This is a genomic window from Pseudomonas sp. S2_F07, from assembly GCF_054668325.1.
Genome location: NZ_CP162758.1, coordinates 464895 through 479709 on the forward strand (window position 1 = coordinate 464895; position 14815 = coordinate 479709).

Genomic DNA, 14815 nt, shown 5'->3' on the forward strand with positions numbered 1-14815 from the left:
TATGTCATTGCTGTGTAGGAGCTGCCGCAGGCTGCGATCTTTTGATCTTCGCTGATTAGGCGCGCAAGGTACGGGTCATGCGCAACGCCAGCAGACTGCCGCCGACAATCACACCCGCCAACAAGTACAGCGCCGCATCGGTCGAGCCGGTGCTGTCCTTGACCCAACCCACCAGGTACGGGCTGAGGAAACCGGCCATTTGCCCCATGGAGTTGATCAGCGCCAGGCCGCCAGCCGCGGCGCCCGCACTGAGCAGGGCGGTCGGCACCGGCCAGAACATCGGCAGGCCGGTGAGGGCGCCCATGGTGGCGATGGTCAGGCCGAGAATCGCGATGGCCGGGTTGGCGGCGAAGTTCACCGCGATCAGCAGCCCCAGCGCGCCCATCAGCATCGGCACCACCAGATGCCAGCGACGTTCCTGGCGCAGGTCCGCCGAACGGCCGACAATCAGCATGAACACCGCGGCCAGCAGGTACGGAATCGCACTGAGCCAGCCGATCACCAGGTTATCGCTGAAGCCCAGGTTCTTGATGATCGACGGCAGCCAGAAGTTGATCGCGTACACGCCACTCTGGATGCAGAAATAGATCAGGCCGAAGGCCCAGATCGCCGGGTTCCTGAACACCGCCAGCAGCGAATCGGTCGTGGTTTTCGGCTTGTTCGCCAGATCTTCGGCGTGGTCGGCTTCCAGCACCGAACGCTCGAACGGGGTCAGCCACTTGGCGTTGGCGTAGCTGTCGCTGAGCAGGAAGTAAGCCAGCGCACCGAGGATGATGGTGGGAATGCCTTGCAGCAGGAACATCCACTGCCAGCCCGCCAAACCACCTTGGCCGGCGGCGAAGTGGTTGAGAATCCAGCCGGAGAACGGGCTGCCGAGCAGGCCCGAGACCGGGATCGCCGACATGAACAGTGCCATGATGCGGCCACGGCGGAAGGTCGGGAACCACTGCGAGAGGTACAACACCACGCCCGGGAAGAAACCGGCTTCGGCCGCGCCGGTGAACAGGCGCAGGGTATAGAACTCGGTCGGCGTGGTGACGAACAGCAGGCAGGTCGACAGGGTGCCCCAGGTGATCATCATCAGCGCAATCCAGCGCCGTGGGCCGAATCTGGTCAACGCCAGGTTGCTTGGCACGCCGCACAGTACATAGCCGATAAAGAAGATGCCGGCGCCGAGGCCGTACACGGTTTCGCTGAACTTCAGCGCATCGAGCATCTGCAGTTTGGCAAATCCAACGTTTACCCGGTCGAGGTAGTTGAACAGGTAGCAGATGAAAATGAAGGGGATCAAGCGCAGGGTGATGCGCTTGTAGACGGCGTTTTTGTCGTCAGCGATGGCGTCGGACGCTACGGCGCTCTGTGTCATGGCGGCTCTCTCTTTATTATGATTTTTTGCGATGCAAAGGGTAACGTTGATCGCCCAGAGAGTCTCGACCACCCCCAGGGTGGCTGTCTTTGTGCCTGAGCACAGGGTTTGCAACCAAGGCCTGTGCGGGTGAACAACCCGTTCCATCACTGTCTTCAAGGATCACTTGCATGTTCGAACTCGATCACGACCTGGCCCAGGACATCGTCGACCGGGCGATGGCTATCCTGCCGTACAACGTCAACGTCATGGACAGCCAGGGCTTGATCCTGGGCAGCGGCGAGCCGGATCGGGTCAACACCCGGCATGAAGGCGCGCAACTGGTTTTGGCCAATGGCCGGGTGGTGGAGATCGATGCGCAGACGGCGATTCATCTCAAGGGCGTGCAGCCGGGCATCAACCTGCCACTGATGCTTGATCAACGCCTGATCGGTGTATTGGGCATCACCGGTGAACCCGAGCAACTGCGCACCTACGCCGAACTGGTGCGCATGACCGCCGAGATGCTGGTGGGCCAGCGCAACCAGCAGGCCGAGCAACAATGGCGGCGCCAGCGCTGCGATGATCTGCTGGCGTTGTTGCTCAGCGAAGCCGGGGATGCGCCGCGACTGGTCGATGAAGCGCAGCAGTTGGGCCTCAAGCCCCAAATGACCCGGGTGCCGTACCTGTTCGAACTGGGACTTGAGCACGCGCCAGGGCAAACCGTCGAGGCCCTCAGCGCCTGGTTGACCAGCCGCCACCCCGACAGTTGGTGCGTGAGCTCGGCCAAGACCTCGTTGCTCTGGTGCCGGCCGGCAAGCCAGACGGTGGAGAACGAGCGCTTGCTGGACAAGCTCGACGGCCTGGGCTGGAACATCCTGCGCATTGCCGTGGGCGGGCAGGCCGATGGCCTTTCGGGCTTGCGGCGCTGCTATCGCCGGGTCGGTGACTTGTTGGCCTACGGGCGCGAGGTGTTGCCGCGCTCGCGATTGCTGACGCTCAACCGCTATCGGCTGCCGGTGATGCTCTGGCGCCACCGCAACGACGACGCCCTCGACGAACTGCTCAATCCGCTGCGCAAGGTCATTGCCAAGGACAACAACGGCCAGTTGCTGGCAACCCTGCGCAGCTGGTGCGAACACGACGGCCAGAGCCAGGCCTGCGCCGATGCACTGGGCATTCACCGCAACAGCCTGCGCTACCGCATGGAGCGGATTGCCGAGCTGAGCGGGGTTGATCCGTTGCGGCTCGACGGGATGCTCGCGCTGTATCTGGGGGTGCAACTGCTGCCCCAGACAGACACCCAACCATGAATCACGCAATTCCCCTGTGGGAGCGGGCTTGCTCGCGAAGAGGCCATCACATCCAACATCAATGCTGATTGACCCACCGCTTTCGCGAGCAAGCCCGCTCCCACAAAAGGCCGGTACTTTGTGGAAATGAACAATAATCCTCAACACCGCTTGTGCAGCGGCCCGGCGTTATTGTTCCTGGCGGCTGGCAGCATGTGGGCATTGGAACTGGAGAATTCCCATGAAAATCGTGATCGCCCCCGACTCGTTCAAGGACAGCCTCAGCGCCCAAGGCGTGGCCGATGCCATTGCATTGGGATTGGCCCAGGTCTGGCCTGATGCGCAACTGATCAAATGCCCGATGGCCGACGGCGGGGAAGGGACTGTCGAGTCGATCCTGGCGGCGTGCGATGGCGAACTGCGCCGCAATGAGGTGCGCGGGCCTTTAGGGGCTACGGTGAATGCCGCTTGGGGCTGGTTGCCCGATAGCCACACCGCGATTATCGAAATGGCCGAAGCCAGCGGGTTGCAGTTGGTCCCTCTGGCTCAGCGTGATGCATGCATCAGCAGCACCTTCGGGACCGGGCAATTGATCCGCGCCGCGCTGGATGCCGGTGCGCAACGGGTGATCCTGGCGATTGGCGGCAGTGCGACCAACGACGGCGGCGCCGGTGCCATGCAGGCCCTGGGCGTGAAACTGCTCGACTTCCAGGGGCAGACGCTGTCACCGGGCGGCCTCGCCCTGGCGCAGTTGGCCCGCGTCGACTTGAGTGACATCGATCCGCGCCTGACCCAGGTGCGTTTCGACATCGCCGCCGACGTCAACAATCCGCTGTGCGGCCCCCACGGTGCCTCGACGATCTTCGGCCCGCAAAAAGGCGCCTCGCCGGTGCAGGTCGAACAGCTGGACCACGCTTTGGGGCACTTTGCCGACCATTGCGCACAGGCCTTGAACCACGACGTGCGCGACGAGCCGGGCAGTGGCGCGGCGGGCGGACTGGGGTTTGCCGCCAAGGCGTTCCTCGGTGCGCAATTCAAGGCGGGTGTTGAAGTGGTGGCCGAACTCGTGGGCCTGGCCGACGCCGTTGCGGGCGCCGACCTGGTGATCACCGGTGAAGGACGTTTCGATGCGCAAACCCTGCGCGGCAAGACGCCCTTTGGCGTGGCGCGGGTCGCCCGGGAACACGGCGTGCCGGTCATCGTCATCGCGGGCACGTTGGGCGAGGGCTATCAGGCACTGTACGAGCACGGTATCGACGCGGCGTTTGCCCTGGCGAGCGGGCCGATGACCCTGGAGCAGGCCTGTGCCGAGGCGCCGCGCTTGCTGCGTGAGCGGGCGACCGATGTGGCGCGGGTCTGGCGGATGGCCAGCCGGTAAACGTTTGAACACCCTTAAACAAGTGATGGCGAGGTGCCGTACTGCGCGATTTGAGATAGGGTTGTGGCCAGGAATACGCGCCACAGGAGAACGCCATGCGCTACTCAGCCTTGACCCAACGAATCGCCGGTGACGGAGCGGCGGCCTGGCAGATTCACGATCGAGCGCTGGCGCTGCGCGAGCAGGGTGTCGATGTCTTGCTGCTGTCGATCGGCGACCCGGATTTCGACACCCCACCACCCATCGTCCAGGCCGCGATTGGCAGTTTGCTGGCCGGCGACACGCATTACCCGGCGGTGCGCGGCAGCCAGGGCTTGCGCGACAGCATCGCCCGGCATCATCGCCAGCGCAGCGGCCAGGCAGTGGATGCGCGGCACGTGATCGTCTTCCCCGGGGCGCAGTGCGCGGTGTATTCGGTGGTGCAATGCCTGCTCGATCCGGGGGACGAAGTGCTCGTCGCCGAACCGATGTACGTGACCTACGAAGGCGTGTTCGGCGCCTGCGGGGCGAAAGTGGTGCCGGTACCGGTGCGTTCGCAGAACGGCTTTCGAGTCGATCCGGCGGATGTCGCGGCACTGATCACGCCGAACACCCGCGCGATGTTGCTCAACAGCCCGAACAACCCCTCCGGCGCCAACCTGCCGCTGACGACCTGGAAAGCGCTGGCCGAGTTGTGCATTCGCCATGACCTGTGGTTGATCAGCGATGAGGTCTACAGCGAACTGCTGTTCGAGGGCGAACACATCAGCCCCGCGAGCTTGCCGGGCATGGCCGAACGCACGGCGACGATCAATAGCCTGTCGAAGTCCCACGCCATGAGTGGCTGGCGGGTGGGGTGGGTGATCGGGCCGCAAACGCTGTGTGAACATTTGGTGAATCTGTCGTTGTGCATGCTGTTCGGCATTCCGGATTTCATCCAGAACGCCGCGCAGTTGGCGCTGGATGAAAACCTGCCGCACGTGGCGCTGATGCGTGAGGAGTATCGCCAGCGTCGCGACCTGGTGTGCGCCAGCCTGGATCTGTGCCCTGGCATCCGGGCGATTCGCCCCGATGGCGGGATGTTCGTGATGGTCGACGTGCGTCAGACCGGGTTGTCGGCCCAGCACTTTGCCGAGCGGTTGCTGGACAGCTATGGCGTGTCGGTGCTGGCCGGCGAAGCCTTCGGGCCGAGTGCGGCGGGGCATATTCGCCTCGGCCTGGTGGTGGACCGACTGAAGCTGGCGGATGCCTGCCGACGTATTTCCCTGTGTGTGACGGACTTGCTCGAGGGGCGGCGGGCCTGAGGTTTTTCACCCCGGCCTGAGCGCTGAACGTGCGATCCAACCCCGTCTGAACCTGTTCCAGCCGTGCAAAAAAAGTGCGGATACCTGTCAACTTTGACAGTATCGCGTTGCTAAAAACTGCCGTTTAATTCGCTCAAGGTCCAGTTACCGAGCAGAGCGAAGGGACAGTGCTGCGCTTACCCGATGTCTCGATCTGCCAGACAGGCTTGGTGACCATTGCGTGCGCAAAGGTCGAAGTGTTGTTCATGGGAGAACGATGTCATGGCGAGTTACGGCAGCAAGCAAATATTACCCGCATGGAGTCAACGCGAACCTGGGCGCAATGGCCCATTGGAGTTCGTCAAACCGGATGTCAGTACTGTAACGCTGCCTGGAAACCCGCCAGGCCTGTTCCCTCGGGCTTCACTGGATGCCGGAATCCTGTTGCAGGTTACAGCCTGGGCGACACTTCCACCTGATGGTGAAACGGAAACCGTGACACTTCAGATTGCGCGGGTCGGCAGTGATGAATACGAAGATGTTGCGAGTGTCGACTACACCGAAGGTACGTCCTCTTTCCCTTTGCCGATCACCCTCCCGGCTGACTTTCTGTTGAAAGATGAAAACGAGGGGGCATTCAAGATCCGTTATCAACATGTTAACTGGGTTGGGACGCCTGCCGAGTCGGAGGATGTGCCGGTCTTTATCGACAAGACCCCGCCTAACGGTACAGCGGCACCTGGCAAGATTACATTTTCAATTACGCCGCCCTTCACCGAGACCAATCTTGCCGGGTTGACGGACGTTGATGGCACCATCCCCACCTGGACCGGGGCAGCGGAAGGTGACCAGGTGGCCTTTGCCTGGATGAAGGACCGGTTGCCCGAAGACCCGGATTTAATCGTACCAATTGATGTGGTCGAGTTGGGGGCGGACCGAAAGGTGAAGTTCCCGGTTGACCTGATTCGCTTACTGGGTGACGGCGGCTTCTGTGGTGGCTATACCATTTTCGACAAGGCGGGTAACCCATCAATGCCAGGCCATCGGGAAAGCGTCCGTCAGGCATCGAGTAGTCGCTGATCAGCAAATCACAGGGGGTGTTCTGCAAATGGGCGATCAGTTCATCCGCGTTATGTGCCAGGGCAACAATCCTGAATGCTGAACCGGGTTGCGCGCACAGGGTCATCTTGGCCCCGGTCAGCACCACGGGATGGTCATCGGCGAGGATAATGCGTAGCGCGTTGTCCGGGCGGTGCCTGCACGATACGGGCGTATCGTCACAGGCACGGGGGCGGGGGAAGGCATGAAGTGTCTGGTCCGGAATCATTGGGTGTCCCTAGGGCGCGATGACACGCGGCCCCTTGGGGACGGACTGGCTCAAGGCAATTGAATCAATCCCTGTTCCAGTGCCATGACCAAGGCGATCCAGCGCGATCTCACGCCGAATTTTCGGCGAATGTTGCAAAAATGGTAATTCACACCGGCCTCGGAACAACTGACGATCTGGCCAATTTCCCAGGAAGACTTGCCCGCGGCGCTCCACTGCAAGACTTCTTTTTCCCGGGAGGTAAGCCTGATTTCTTTTGCCTGCCTACTCTCCACAGGTGGCAAATTGAGCGAGGCTGGCGATGAGCGAACTGAGGGGGTAGCGGACTGATGCATTTTGGATCTCCCATTCATCATCATTGACGGCGTGGGCGCGGCGGAATCCTCCTACTTCACAAAGGCATGGTTCGCGCGGCCGTCCTACAAAGCCCGGTGCAGGGCTGTAGGCGAGGTGTCGTTATAGCGCGAATCAACCGACTTGGAACCTGTCAGAAATTACAGGTGAGGAACTTTAATCAGGTGTTATGGAAAAGGCTGTCAGCCGAAGACTTCGGTGGTTGTAGGATGGATCTTTGAGTCATGACGTCCTGAGGAATGCGCGTTAATTTTTTGATTAGGCGAGATTTTGCGTGTTGAACACAGGCGAGTGATTACGCAGATCTCCACCGGAAAAATGCCCCCGCAAGGGGCGGATTTCGATCAACACCGATATACCCGTTCGTCGCTTGAAAACGCCGGTGGCGCGCTTCTCGACGTGAGACAGGGTTGTGGCTGGGAATCCGCGCGACGGGAGAAGGACATGCGCTGTTCAGCCTTGACCCAACGCATCGCCGGAGAAAGGGCGACGGCCTTACAGATTCAAGGTCGAGTGCTGCTATTGCGCGAACAATAGAAACCGGCCGATCGCCACTAACCGTTCTGTCAGTGGTGCTGCACCCGCAAACGGTATTTAAATGAACGCAGTCAAACCGTTGCTGGAGGCGTCTGAATGAGCGGGCATGAAAACGAATCACCCCTGCCTGGGACGGCTTATGTGGTTCCGCCGATTACCATTACCGCGTCCGCTCAGTCGACCTCGGCCATTCGCGTGATCTGGGGCTACCTGGCCGGTGGCGGGCATACCGGTTCGCGGGTGAAGTGGGGAGTGGCGGGAGGCCCCACGGAGGGCGAGTTCGATGTCCCCATCAGTTCCTTGACCTATACCGTCAGCGGGCTCAATCCGAACACGGAATATCTCATCCAGATTTTCGGGCTCAAGGGTGGTGAGGTGTCGCCAATCAGCAAGGACGCGCAAGCCAAGACCCATCCGGCGGCCGCTGTTCCGTCAAGCCCGACCAATCTCAGCGCCACACCCAGCAAAAACACCATGGCCTTGAGCTGGTCCGGACCCGCCGATGCTTCGAGCTACAAGATCAGCTACGGGCTTGCCCCCAGTGGCGCGGTGATCGGCTCCGCGACATCGGTGGCGGCGGCTCACACGGTCAGCGGCCTGAATGCCGGAACCCACTATTATTTCGATGTGCGCTCGTCCAATAATGTCGGCGATTCGGCACCGACACGTATCACCAGACAGACCTTGCAAGTGCCCGCGACGCCCGTTGGCTTGCGAGCGACGCCGACAATCTCCACGCTGGAGATTCAATGGTTTGCCGCCACGGCGGCCGACGATTATGTCATCCGTTACGGTATCGAACCCGGTGGGGCGGTCAATACGCTGACCACGCGACTACTGCGCGAGGCGCTGACCAACCTCAACAAAAATACCCTTTATTTCGTCGAAGTCAGCGCCCGCAATGCCAACGGCGAATCTTCTCCGTCGCGCATCACTCAACGAACGCTGGATGGCCCACCGTTGCCACCCAAGCCAGGCCCGTTGGTTGTGCTGGACACCTTTGATACGGTGCGTGTCAGTTGGGCCACGATCAATCAGCCTGGATACGAGGTGGCCTATGGCGTGCTCAGTCAGCACCCGCAAGTCATCGCACGATATGAAACCGAGCACCTGACCTGGCTATTGAGGCACCTGTCTCCTGATGTGACCTATTTCATCGAAGTGCGAGCTTTCAACGAGACTGGATATTCAGCACCGGCATATGCGACCGTCACCATCGGCCCGGACCGGACACAACCCAGAAACCTGAGCAATCCCGGCAGGACGTTCAACGAGGCGAGGCTGATCTGGGATGCGCCGCAGGACGCCTCTTATCTGATCGATTATGAAATCACCTGCCCGGGACGGCCGGTCGTTCGCACCAGTGTGCGTGAATACCTCGCCACGGGGTTGATAGCCGAACAGGAGTATCGGTTCACCGTTCAGCCCCGTCGGCCCGAAGGCCCCGTACCGGCCCTGTCGGCTGTGATTGGCGTGGTGACCCATGACTTCGTGCCGCCGATTCGCGTGACGGCCCTCAAGCTGACGCCCTCGACGCCTGGCAATGCACTGCTGAGCTGGAGCGCGTCGCAAGACAATGTCGGGGTCACCGGCTACGAGGTGCGGCGTAACGCAGGTAGCTGGATTTCGGTGAGCGGTACCAGTTACCCGGTTTCAGGCTTGGGGAGCTCGGACGTTTTTGACGTAAGGGCCAAAGATGCCGCAGGAAACCGTTCCTTGTCTGTAACGACGACGTTCACCAACGGCGCTGCAGCCGCGACGTCATCCTGATGGCGGTTGAAACTCGTTATGCACCGATGGGTCACATGGGGCATTCAGATCCAGACGCTTATCCACGTCGAACCCAGCAGCAAAAGCGCCATGCAACGATTGAAGCGTTGCATGGCGCGCGGCGTCCGCAGCCAGCGGCTCGAACCGGCGCCCAGCATTGCCCATGCGCCGAGGCATGGCAGGGACACCAGGAAAAACACCAACGACAGTAATGCCACCCGCAACCCACGCTGTTCGCCGCCTTCGGCGAACACACTGACCACCGCCAGCGCCATCATCCAGGTTTTCGGGTTGATCCATTGCAGGCTGGCGGCACCCCACATTCCGAGGCGGACTTCTCTGGTCTGAGTGCTGATGGCTTCGGCGGGGGTGCTGAAAATCTGCCAGGCCAGATAGCTCAGCCACCCTACACCGACCCATTGCATGACGGTTTGCAAGACCGGCCAAGCGGTCAATGTTGACCCGGCTCCGGTACCCACCAACAGCACAAGGATCGCCGCGCTGGCGCAGGCGCCGAAAATGATGGGCACGGCCGCCGCCACGCCAAACCGTGCGCTGTTGCTCAGCACCAGAATGTTGGTCGGGCCCGGTGTAATCGAGGCGACAAAGGCAAACAGCAAGAAGGGCAACAAGGTCGGGAAAGTGGACAGCATCGCAGGCAGACTCCGGTGAAGATCAGTACGTTGATCTTCACCATCGCCGGTATTACCTGTCTGGAAGATTTGAGCAGCGCTTGCGGTACAACGCCGGCGTCAGGCCGTAGGCGCGCATGAACCAGCGGCCCAGATGGCTCTGATCGGAAAAGCCCAGTGCCATCGCCACTGCTGCCGGTTGTTCGCCACGGGCCAGCATCCGCCGCGCCGTGGCCAGGCGCAATTGCACCAGATAGGCGTGGGGCGCCATGCCATAGGCAGCCTTGAACGCGCGGGTCAGGCGGAAGCGGTCGACGCCGGTGAAGGCGGCCAGTTGATCGAGGCCGATGTCGTATTGCGCGTTGGCATGCAGGTATTCCCGGGCCTTCTGCGCCACCTGTGGCAAACGCGGGTCCTGGCCATCGCGGGCGCGCCAGTGCAAGTGGCTGGTCAGGCGTTCGAGCAAACCGTCGAGGGCGGTCTGGCGGACAATCTTCAGTTCACCGCGATGCAGGGTCTCAAACGCCAGGCTGGTGGCCTGGGCCAGGCGCGCATCGCTGGCCAGGGTGGCGGCGAAGCTCAGCTGGCTGTTGTCGGGGGCATGATCGAACACGGCGCCGAGTTCGCGCTGCAACCACTGCGGGTCGAGGTACAGCATGCGGTAGGTGAAGCCGTCGGCGGTTGGCGCGTCGCCATCATGGATGTCACCGGGTTCCAGCAGAAACACCTTGCCCGGCGTGCTCTGGTGCCTGGCCCGTCGGCAATTGAATTGCTGCACCCCTTGCTCGGTGACACCCACCAGATAGCTGTCATGCCAGTGCGGGTCATAGGCATGGCCTTCGAAATGCGCGCGCAGGGTCTCGATGCCGGTGTCGGCATCCTGGGCCATGTCGATCCAGTTGTGAGCGCTCATGGGGCACCTGCGAAACGGTTTGCCGGGCTATTTAACGCCTTGACCGAGGGCCATGCCTAGAACGTTTGTGCAGTCATCAACCGAACAGGCCGGCGGCGATGTTGATCGAGAACCCGAGAATGGCGGTATTGAACAGAAAACCGATCAACGACTGCGCCAGCACGATCTTGCGCATGCCCCGCGTGGCCACGCCGACATCCGAGGTTTGCACCGCCACGCCGATGGTGAACGAGAAGTACAGGAAGTCCCAGTAGTTGGGGGTCGTCAGACCTTCGGCAAAACGCAGCGCCGGCTCCTTGCCGTCCCAGATGTAATACAGCCGGGCGTAATGCAGGCTGAAGATGACCCCGATCAGCAGCCATGAGCCGATGACGGTCAGGGCGGTGAAGCCGTAATGCAAAAGCTTGCGCGTGGTTTCCAGGTCTTTGCTGCCGGCCAGTTCGAAGGTGATGGTCGCCAGGCTGGCCAGCGCCGCAATGCATACGAGCGCCAGCACCAGCCCGGCGTTTTCGTCTTCGATTTCGGCGATGCGTTTCACGTCAGGCGCTTTCGAACGCACGGTGAGCCAAAGCATCAGCGACAGATAGATCCAGACGCCGGCATTCCAGCCGATGAGGATCTTGCTGATCGGCGAATCGGCCGGAGCCAGAAAGCCCGCCGCGATGCCCAGCAGGATGGCGGCGGACAGGCGAGGGTGGGTGCGGGGGAGGAAAGACATGGACACTCGACGGGTTGGGGCTATGCCAACACCTTAGCCCAGGTAACCACTATCTTGAAATCACCGAGATCCCTGTGGGAGCGAGCTTGCTCGCGATGAGGCCATCACTTTCAACATATTTGTTGACTGTCACGCCGCCATCGCGAGCAAGCTCGCTCCCACAGGGGTTAGTGTTTTTGTCAGGTGTTTTTATGGCGCTTGCGCACCAGCTTCATTACCACCACAAAAAACACCGGCACGAACACCACGGCCAGGGTCGCCGTGATCATCCCGCCAATCACCCCGGTGCCGATGGCCTGCTGGCTCGCCGAGCTGGCGCCGGTCGCGATCGCCAGCGGCACCACGCCTAGGATGAACGCCAGGGAGGTCATGACAATCGGCCGCAACCGCAGGCGTGCCGCTTGCAGGGTGGCGTCGATCAGGTCATGGCCTTCGTCGTACAGGCTCTTGGCGAATTCGATGATCAGGATCGCGTTCTTCGCCGACAGGCCGATGATGGTGATCAACCCGACCTTGAAGAACACGTCGTTGGGCATCCCGCGCAAGGTCACCGCCAGCACCGCACCGAGCACGCCCAGCGGCACCACCAGCAGCACCGAGGTCGGGATCGACCAGCTCTCGTACAACGCCGCCAGGCACAGGAACACGATCAACAGCGACAGCCCCAGCAGGATCGGCGCCTGGCTGCCGGACAACCGTTCCTGCAACGACAACCCGGTCCATTCCTGGCCCAGGCCCGCCGGGCCCTGTGCCACCAGCCGCTCGATCTCGGCCATGGCCTCACCGGTGCTGTGGCCCGGGGTCGGTTCACCGGAAATGCTGATCGCCGGATAGCCGTTGTAGCGGGTCAACTGCGCCGGGCCCTGGGTCCACTTGGCCTGGACGAAGGCCGCCAGGGGCACCATTTTTTCGTGGGTGTTGCGCACGTGGATCTTCAGCAGGTCTTCCACCTGGCTGCGCTGGTCGCCCTCGGCCTGCACCACCACGCGCTGCATCCGTCCCTGATTGGGGAAGTCGTTGATGTAGGCCGAGCCCACGGCCGTGGACAGCACGTTGCCGACGTCGGCGAAGGACACCCCCAGCGCGTTGGCCTGCTTGCGGTCGACCACCAGTTGCACCTGCGGTGCCTCGGCCAGGGCGCTTTCGCGCACGTTCATCAGGATCGGGCTTTTTTGCGCCGCCGCGAGTAACTCGGTGCGGGCTTCCATCAACTTCTCATGGCCGAGACCACCACGATCCTGCAGGCGGAACTCGAATCCGCTGGACGTACCCAGGCCATCCACGGGCGGCGGCAGTACGGCAAAGGTCACCGCGTCCTTGATCTGGCTGAGGGCAACGTTGGCCCGGTCGGCAATGGAGGCTGCCGAGTCTTCACTGCCGCGCTCGGACCAGTCCTTGAGCGTGCTGAACGCCAGCGCCGCGTTCTGCCCGCTGCCGGAGAAGCTGAAGCCGAGAATCACCACGCTGTCGCGAATGCCTGGCTCGCCAGCGTTGTGCGCTTCAACCTGCTCGGCCACCTGCACCGTGCGGTTCTTGCTCGCACCCGGCGGCAACTGGATGTCGGTGATGGTGTAACCCTGGTCTTCCACCGGCAGGAACGAGGAGGGCAGGCGACTGAAGGCCAGGCCCAGACCGATCAGCAGCACGCCGTAGATCAGCAAGTAGCGCCCGGTACGTTTCAACGCGTAGGCCACCCAGCCCTGGTAACGGTCGGTCAGTTGCTCGAAGCGACGGTTGAACCAGCCGAAGAACCCGGTCTTTTCATGGTGCTCGCCTTTGGCAATCGGCTTGAGCAACGTCGCGCACAGGGCCGGGGTCAAGGTCAGGGCGAGGAAGGCCGAGAACAGGATCGAGGTGGCCATCGACAGTGAGAACTGCTGGTAGATCACCCCGACCGAGCCCTGCATGAACGCCATCGGAATGAACACCGCGACCAGCACCAGGGTGATGCCGATGATGGCCCCGGTGATCTGCTGCATGGCCTTGCGCGTGGCTTCCTTGGGCGAAAGGCCTTCGGTGGCCATGATCCGCTCGACGTTCTCCACCACCACGATGGCGTCGTCGACCAGAATGCCGATGGCCAGCACCATGCCGAACATGGTCAGCACGTTGATCGAAAACCCGAGCGCCAGCATCGTCGCAAAGGTGCCCATCAACGCCACTGGCACCACCAGGGTCGGAATCAGCGTGTAGCGGATGTTCTGCAGGAACAGGAACATCACCGCGAACACCAGCAACATCGCCTCAAAGAGGGTGTAGACCACCTTGGTGATCGAAACCTTGACGAAAGGCGAGGTGTCGTACGGTATCGAATACTCGACGTTCGCCGGGAAGTAGCGCTTGAGTTCATCCATCTTCGCCCGCACCAGGGTCGCGGTATTCAGTGCGTTGGCGCCGGGCGACAGCTGCACGGCAACGGCAGTGGACGGCTTGCCGTTCAGGCGCGTGGAAAACTGGTATTCCTGGCTGCCGATCTCGACCCGCGCCACATCGCTGATGCGCACGGTCGAGCCGTCCGGGTTGGCCTTGAGGACGATGTCGGCAAACTCTTCGGGGGTCGACAACTGCCCCTTGACCAGAATGGTCGCGGTGATTTCCTGAGTGGTGCGGGTCGGCAGGTCGCCGATGCTGCCCGCCGACACCTGGGCGTTTTGCGCGACGATGGCGGTGTTGACGTCCGCCGGCGTCAGGTTGAAGGCGAGCAGTTTCCGCGGGTCGATCCAGATCCGCATCGCCCGCTCGGCGCCGTACAGCTGAGCCTTGCCGACGCCATCCAGACGCTTGACCTCATTCATCACGTTGCGCGCCAGGTAATCGCTGAGCGCCACGTCGTCGAGCTTGCCGTCGCTGGACGTCAGGGTGATCAACAGCAGGAAGCCGGAGGAGACTTTCTCCACCTGCAAACCCTGCTGGATCACCGCTTGCGGCAGCCGTGATTCCACGGCTTTGAGGCGATTCTGCACATCCACCTGGGCCAGTTCCGGGTTGGTGCCCGGCTGGAAGGTGGCCTTGATGGTGGCGCTGCCCAGGCTGCTCTGGGATTCGAAATACAACAGGTGATCGGCGCCGTTGAGTTCTTCCTCGATCAGGCTGACCACGCTCTCGTCCACGGTTTGCGCCGAAGCGCCCGGGTACACGGCGTAGATTTCGATTTGTGGCGGCGCAACATCCGGGTATTGCGCCACCGGCAGTTGCGGAATGGCCAGCGCACCGGCCAGCAGGATGAACAGGGCAACCACCCAGGCGAACACCGGGCGGTCGATAAAGAACTGCGGCATAAAGAAGCG

General features: G+C 61.9%; 11 protein-coding genes. 5 read left to right on the top strand and 6 right to left on the bottom strand.

Annotated elements, in window-relative coordinates:
* Positions 1 to 55 precede the first annotated feature (55 nt).
* Positions 56 to 1366, bottom strand: a complete 1311-nt coding sequence (locus tag AB4O40_RS02040; protein WP_056724526.1) for an MFS transporter — start codon at positions 1364 to 1366, stop codon at positions 56 to 58.
* Positions 1367 to 1536: 170 nt separating this feature from the next.
* On the opposite strand from AB4O40_RS02040, the gene AB4O40_RS02045 reads away from it, so the two are divergent.
* From AB4O40_RS02045 to AB4O40_RS02060, 4 genes are all read left to right on the top strand, one after another.
* Positions 1537 to 2658 (top strand): sugar diacid recognition domain-containing protein, encoded by a 1122-nt coding sequence (locus AB4O40_RS02045; RefSeq protein ID WP_056724528.1) that lies wholly within the window; start codon positions 1537 to 1539, stop codon positions 2656 to 2658.
* 220 nt (positions 2659 to 2878) lie between these two features.
* Positions 2879 to 4015 carry a glycerate kinase gene (locus tag AB4O40_RS02050; RefSeq protein ID WP_056724530.1) on the top strand — a complete coding sequence of 379 codons (1137 nt, stop codon included), beginning with the start codon at positions 2879 to 2881 and terminating at the stop codon, positions 4013 to 4015.
* A 95-nt stretch (positions 4016 to 4110) separates the two neighbouring features.
* Positions 4111 to 5298 carry a pyridoxal phosphate-dependent aminotransferase gene (locus AB4O40_RS02055; protein WP_460056398.1) on the top strand — a complete coding sequence of 396 codons (1188 nt, stop codon included), beginning with the start codon at positions 4111 to 4113 and terminating at the stop codon, positions 5296 to 5298.
* A gap of 261 nt (positions 5299 to 5559) precedes the next feature.
* Complete coding sequence (locus AB4O40_RS02060) at positions 5560 to 6357, top strand: hypothetical protein (protein ID WP_460056395.1); 798 nt, start codon at positions 5560 to 5562, stop codon at positions 6355 to 6357.
* Positions 6358 to 6654: 297 nt separating this feature from the next.
* On the opposite strand, the gene AB4O40_RS02065 is transcribed toward AB4O40_RS02060, so the two are convergent.
* The gene (locus tag AB4O40_RS02065) at positions 6655 to 6939 is read right to left on the bottom strand and encodes a LuxR family transcriptional regulator (protein ID WP_056725098.1); all 285 of its coding nucleotides are present in this window, start codon (positions 6937 to 6939) and stop codon (positions 6655 to 6657) included.
* A 652-nt stretch (positions 6940 to 7591) separates the two neighbouring features.
* Here AB4O40_RS02065 and AB4O40_RS02070 point away from each other — a divergent pair.
* The gene (locus tag AB4O40_RS02070) at positions 7592 to 9265 is read left to right on the top strand and encodes a fibronectin type III domain-containing protein (RefSeq protein ID WP_460056392.1); all 1674 of its coding nucleotides are present in this window, start codon (positions 7592 to 7594) and stop codon (positions 9263 to 9265) included.
* A 44-nt stretch (positions 9266 to 9309) separates the two neighbouring features.
* Here AB4O40_RS02070 and AB4O40_RS02075 read toward each other — a convergent pair whose 3' ends face one another.
* The 4 genes from AB4O40_RS02075 to AB4O40_RS02090 all read right to left on the bottom strand — a co-directional run bounded on the left by AB4O40_RS02075 (position 9310) and on the right by AB4O40_RS02090 (position 14806).
* Positions 9310 to 9918, bottom strand: a complete 609-nt coding sequence (locus AB4O40_RS02075; protein ID WP_460056389.1) for a LysE family translocator — start codon at positions 9916 to 9918, stop codon at positions 9310 to 9312.
* A gap of 52 nt (positions 9919 to 9970) precedes the next feature.
* Positions 9971 to 10810, bottom strand: coding sequence for an AraC family transcriptional regulator (locus AB4O40_RS02080; protein ID WP_056724541.1), 840 nt, complete (start codon positions 10808 to 10810; stop codon positions 9971 to 9973).
* A gap of 76 nt (positions 10811 to 10886) precedes the next feature.
* A complete protein-coding gene (locus tag AB4O40_RS02085; RefSeq protein WP_056724543.1) occupies positions 10887 to 11528 on the bottom strand; it encodes a DUF1345 domain-containing protein in 642 nt (213 codons plus the stop codon).
* Between the two features lie 179 nt (positions 11529 to 11707).
* On the bottom strand, positions 11708 to 14806 hold the full coding sequence (locus AB4O40_RS02090) for an efflux RND transporter permease subunit (protein WP_056724544.1): 3099 nt from the start codon (positions 14804 to 14806) through the stop codon (positions 11708 to 11710).
* Between the last annotated feature and the right edge of the window lie 9 nt (positions 14807 to 14815).

Coding starts and splice junctions, on each gene's coding strand:
- AB4O40_RS02040 (WP_056724526.1), bottom strand. CDS start 1,366: ATGACACAGAGCGCCGTAGCGTCCGACGCCATCGCTGACGACAAAAAC.
- AB4O40_RS02080 (WP_056724541.1), bottom strand. CDS start 10,810: ATGAGCGCTCACAACTGGATCGACATGGCCCAGGATGCCGACACCGGC.
- AB4O40_RS02090 (WP_056724544.1), bottom strand. CDS start 14,806: ATGCCGCAGTTCTTTATCGACCGCCCGGTGTTCGCCTGGGTGGTTGCC.
- AB4O40_RS02075 (WP_460056389.1), bottom strand. CDS start 9,918: ATGCTGTCCACTTTCCCGACCTTGTTGCCCTTCTTGCTGTTTGCCTTT.
- AB4O40_RS02070 (WP_460056392.1), top strand. CDS start 7,592: ATGAGCGGGCATGAAAACGAATCACCCCTGCCTGGGACGGCTTATGTG.
- AB4O40_RS02060 (WP_460056395.1), top strand. CDS start 5,560: ATGGCGAGTTACGGCAGCAAGCAAATATTACCCGCATGGAGTCAACGC.
- AB4O40_RS02045 (WP_056724528.1), top strand. CDS start 1,537: ATGTTCGAACTCGATCACGACCTGGCCCAGGACATCGTCGACCGGGCG.
- AB4O40_RS02065 (WP_056725098.1), bottom strand. CDS start 6,939: ATGCATCAGTCCGCTACCCCCTCAGTTCGCTCATCGCCAGCCTCGCTC.
- AB4O40_RS02055 (WP_460056398.1), top strand. CDS start 4,111: ATGCGCTACTCAGCCTTGACCCAACGAATCGCCGGTGACGGAGCGGCG.
- AB4O40_RS02085 (WP_056724543.1), bottom strand. CDS start 11,528: ATGTCTTTCCTCCCCCGCACCCACCCTCGCCTGTCCGCCGCCATCCTG.
- AB4O40_RS02050 (WP_056724530.1), top strand. CDS start 2,879: ATGAAAATCGTGATCGCCCCCGACTCGTTCAAGGACAGCCTCAGCGCC.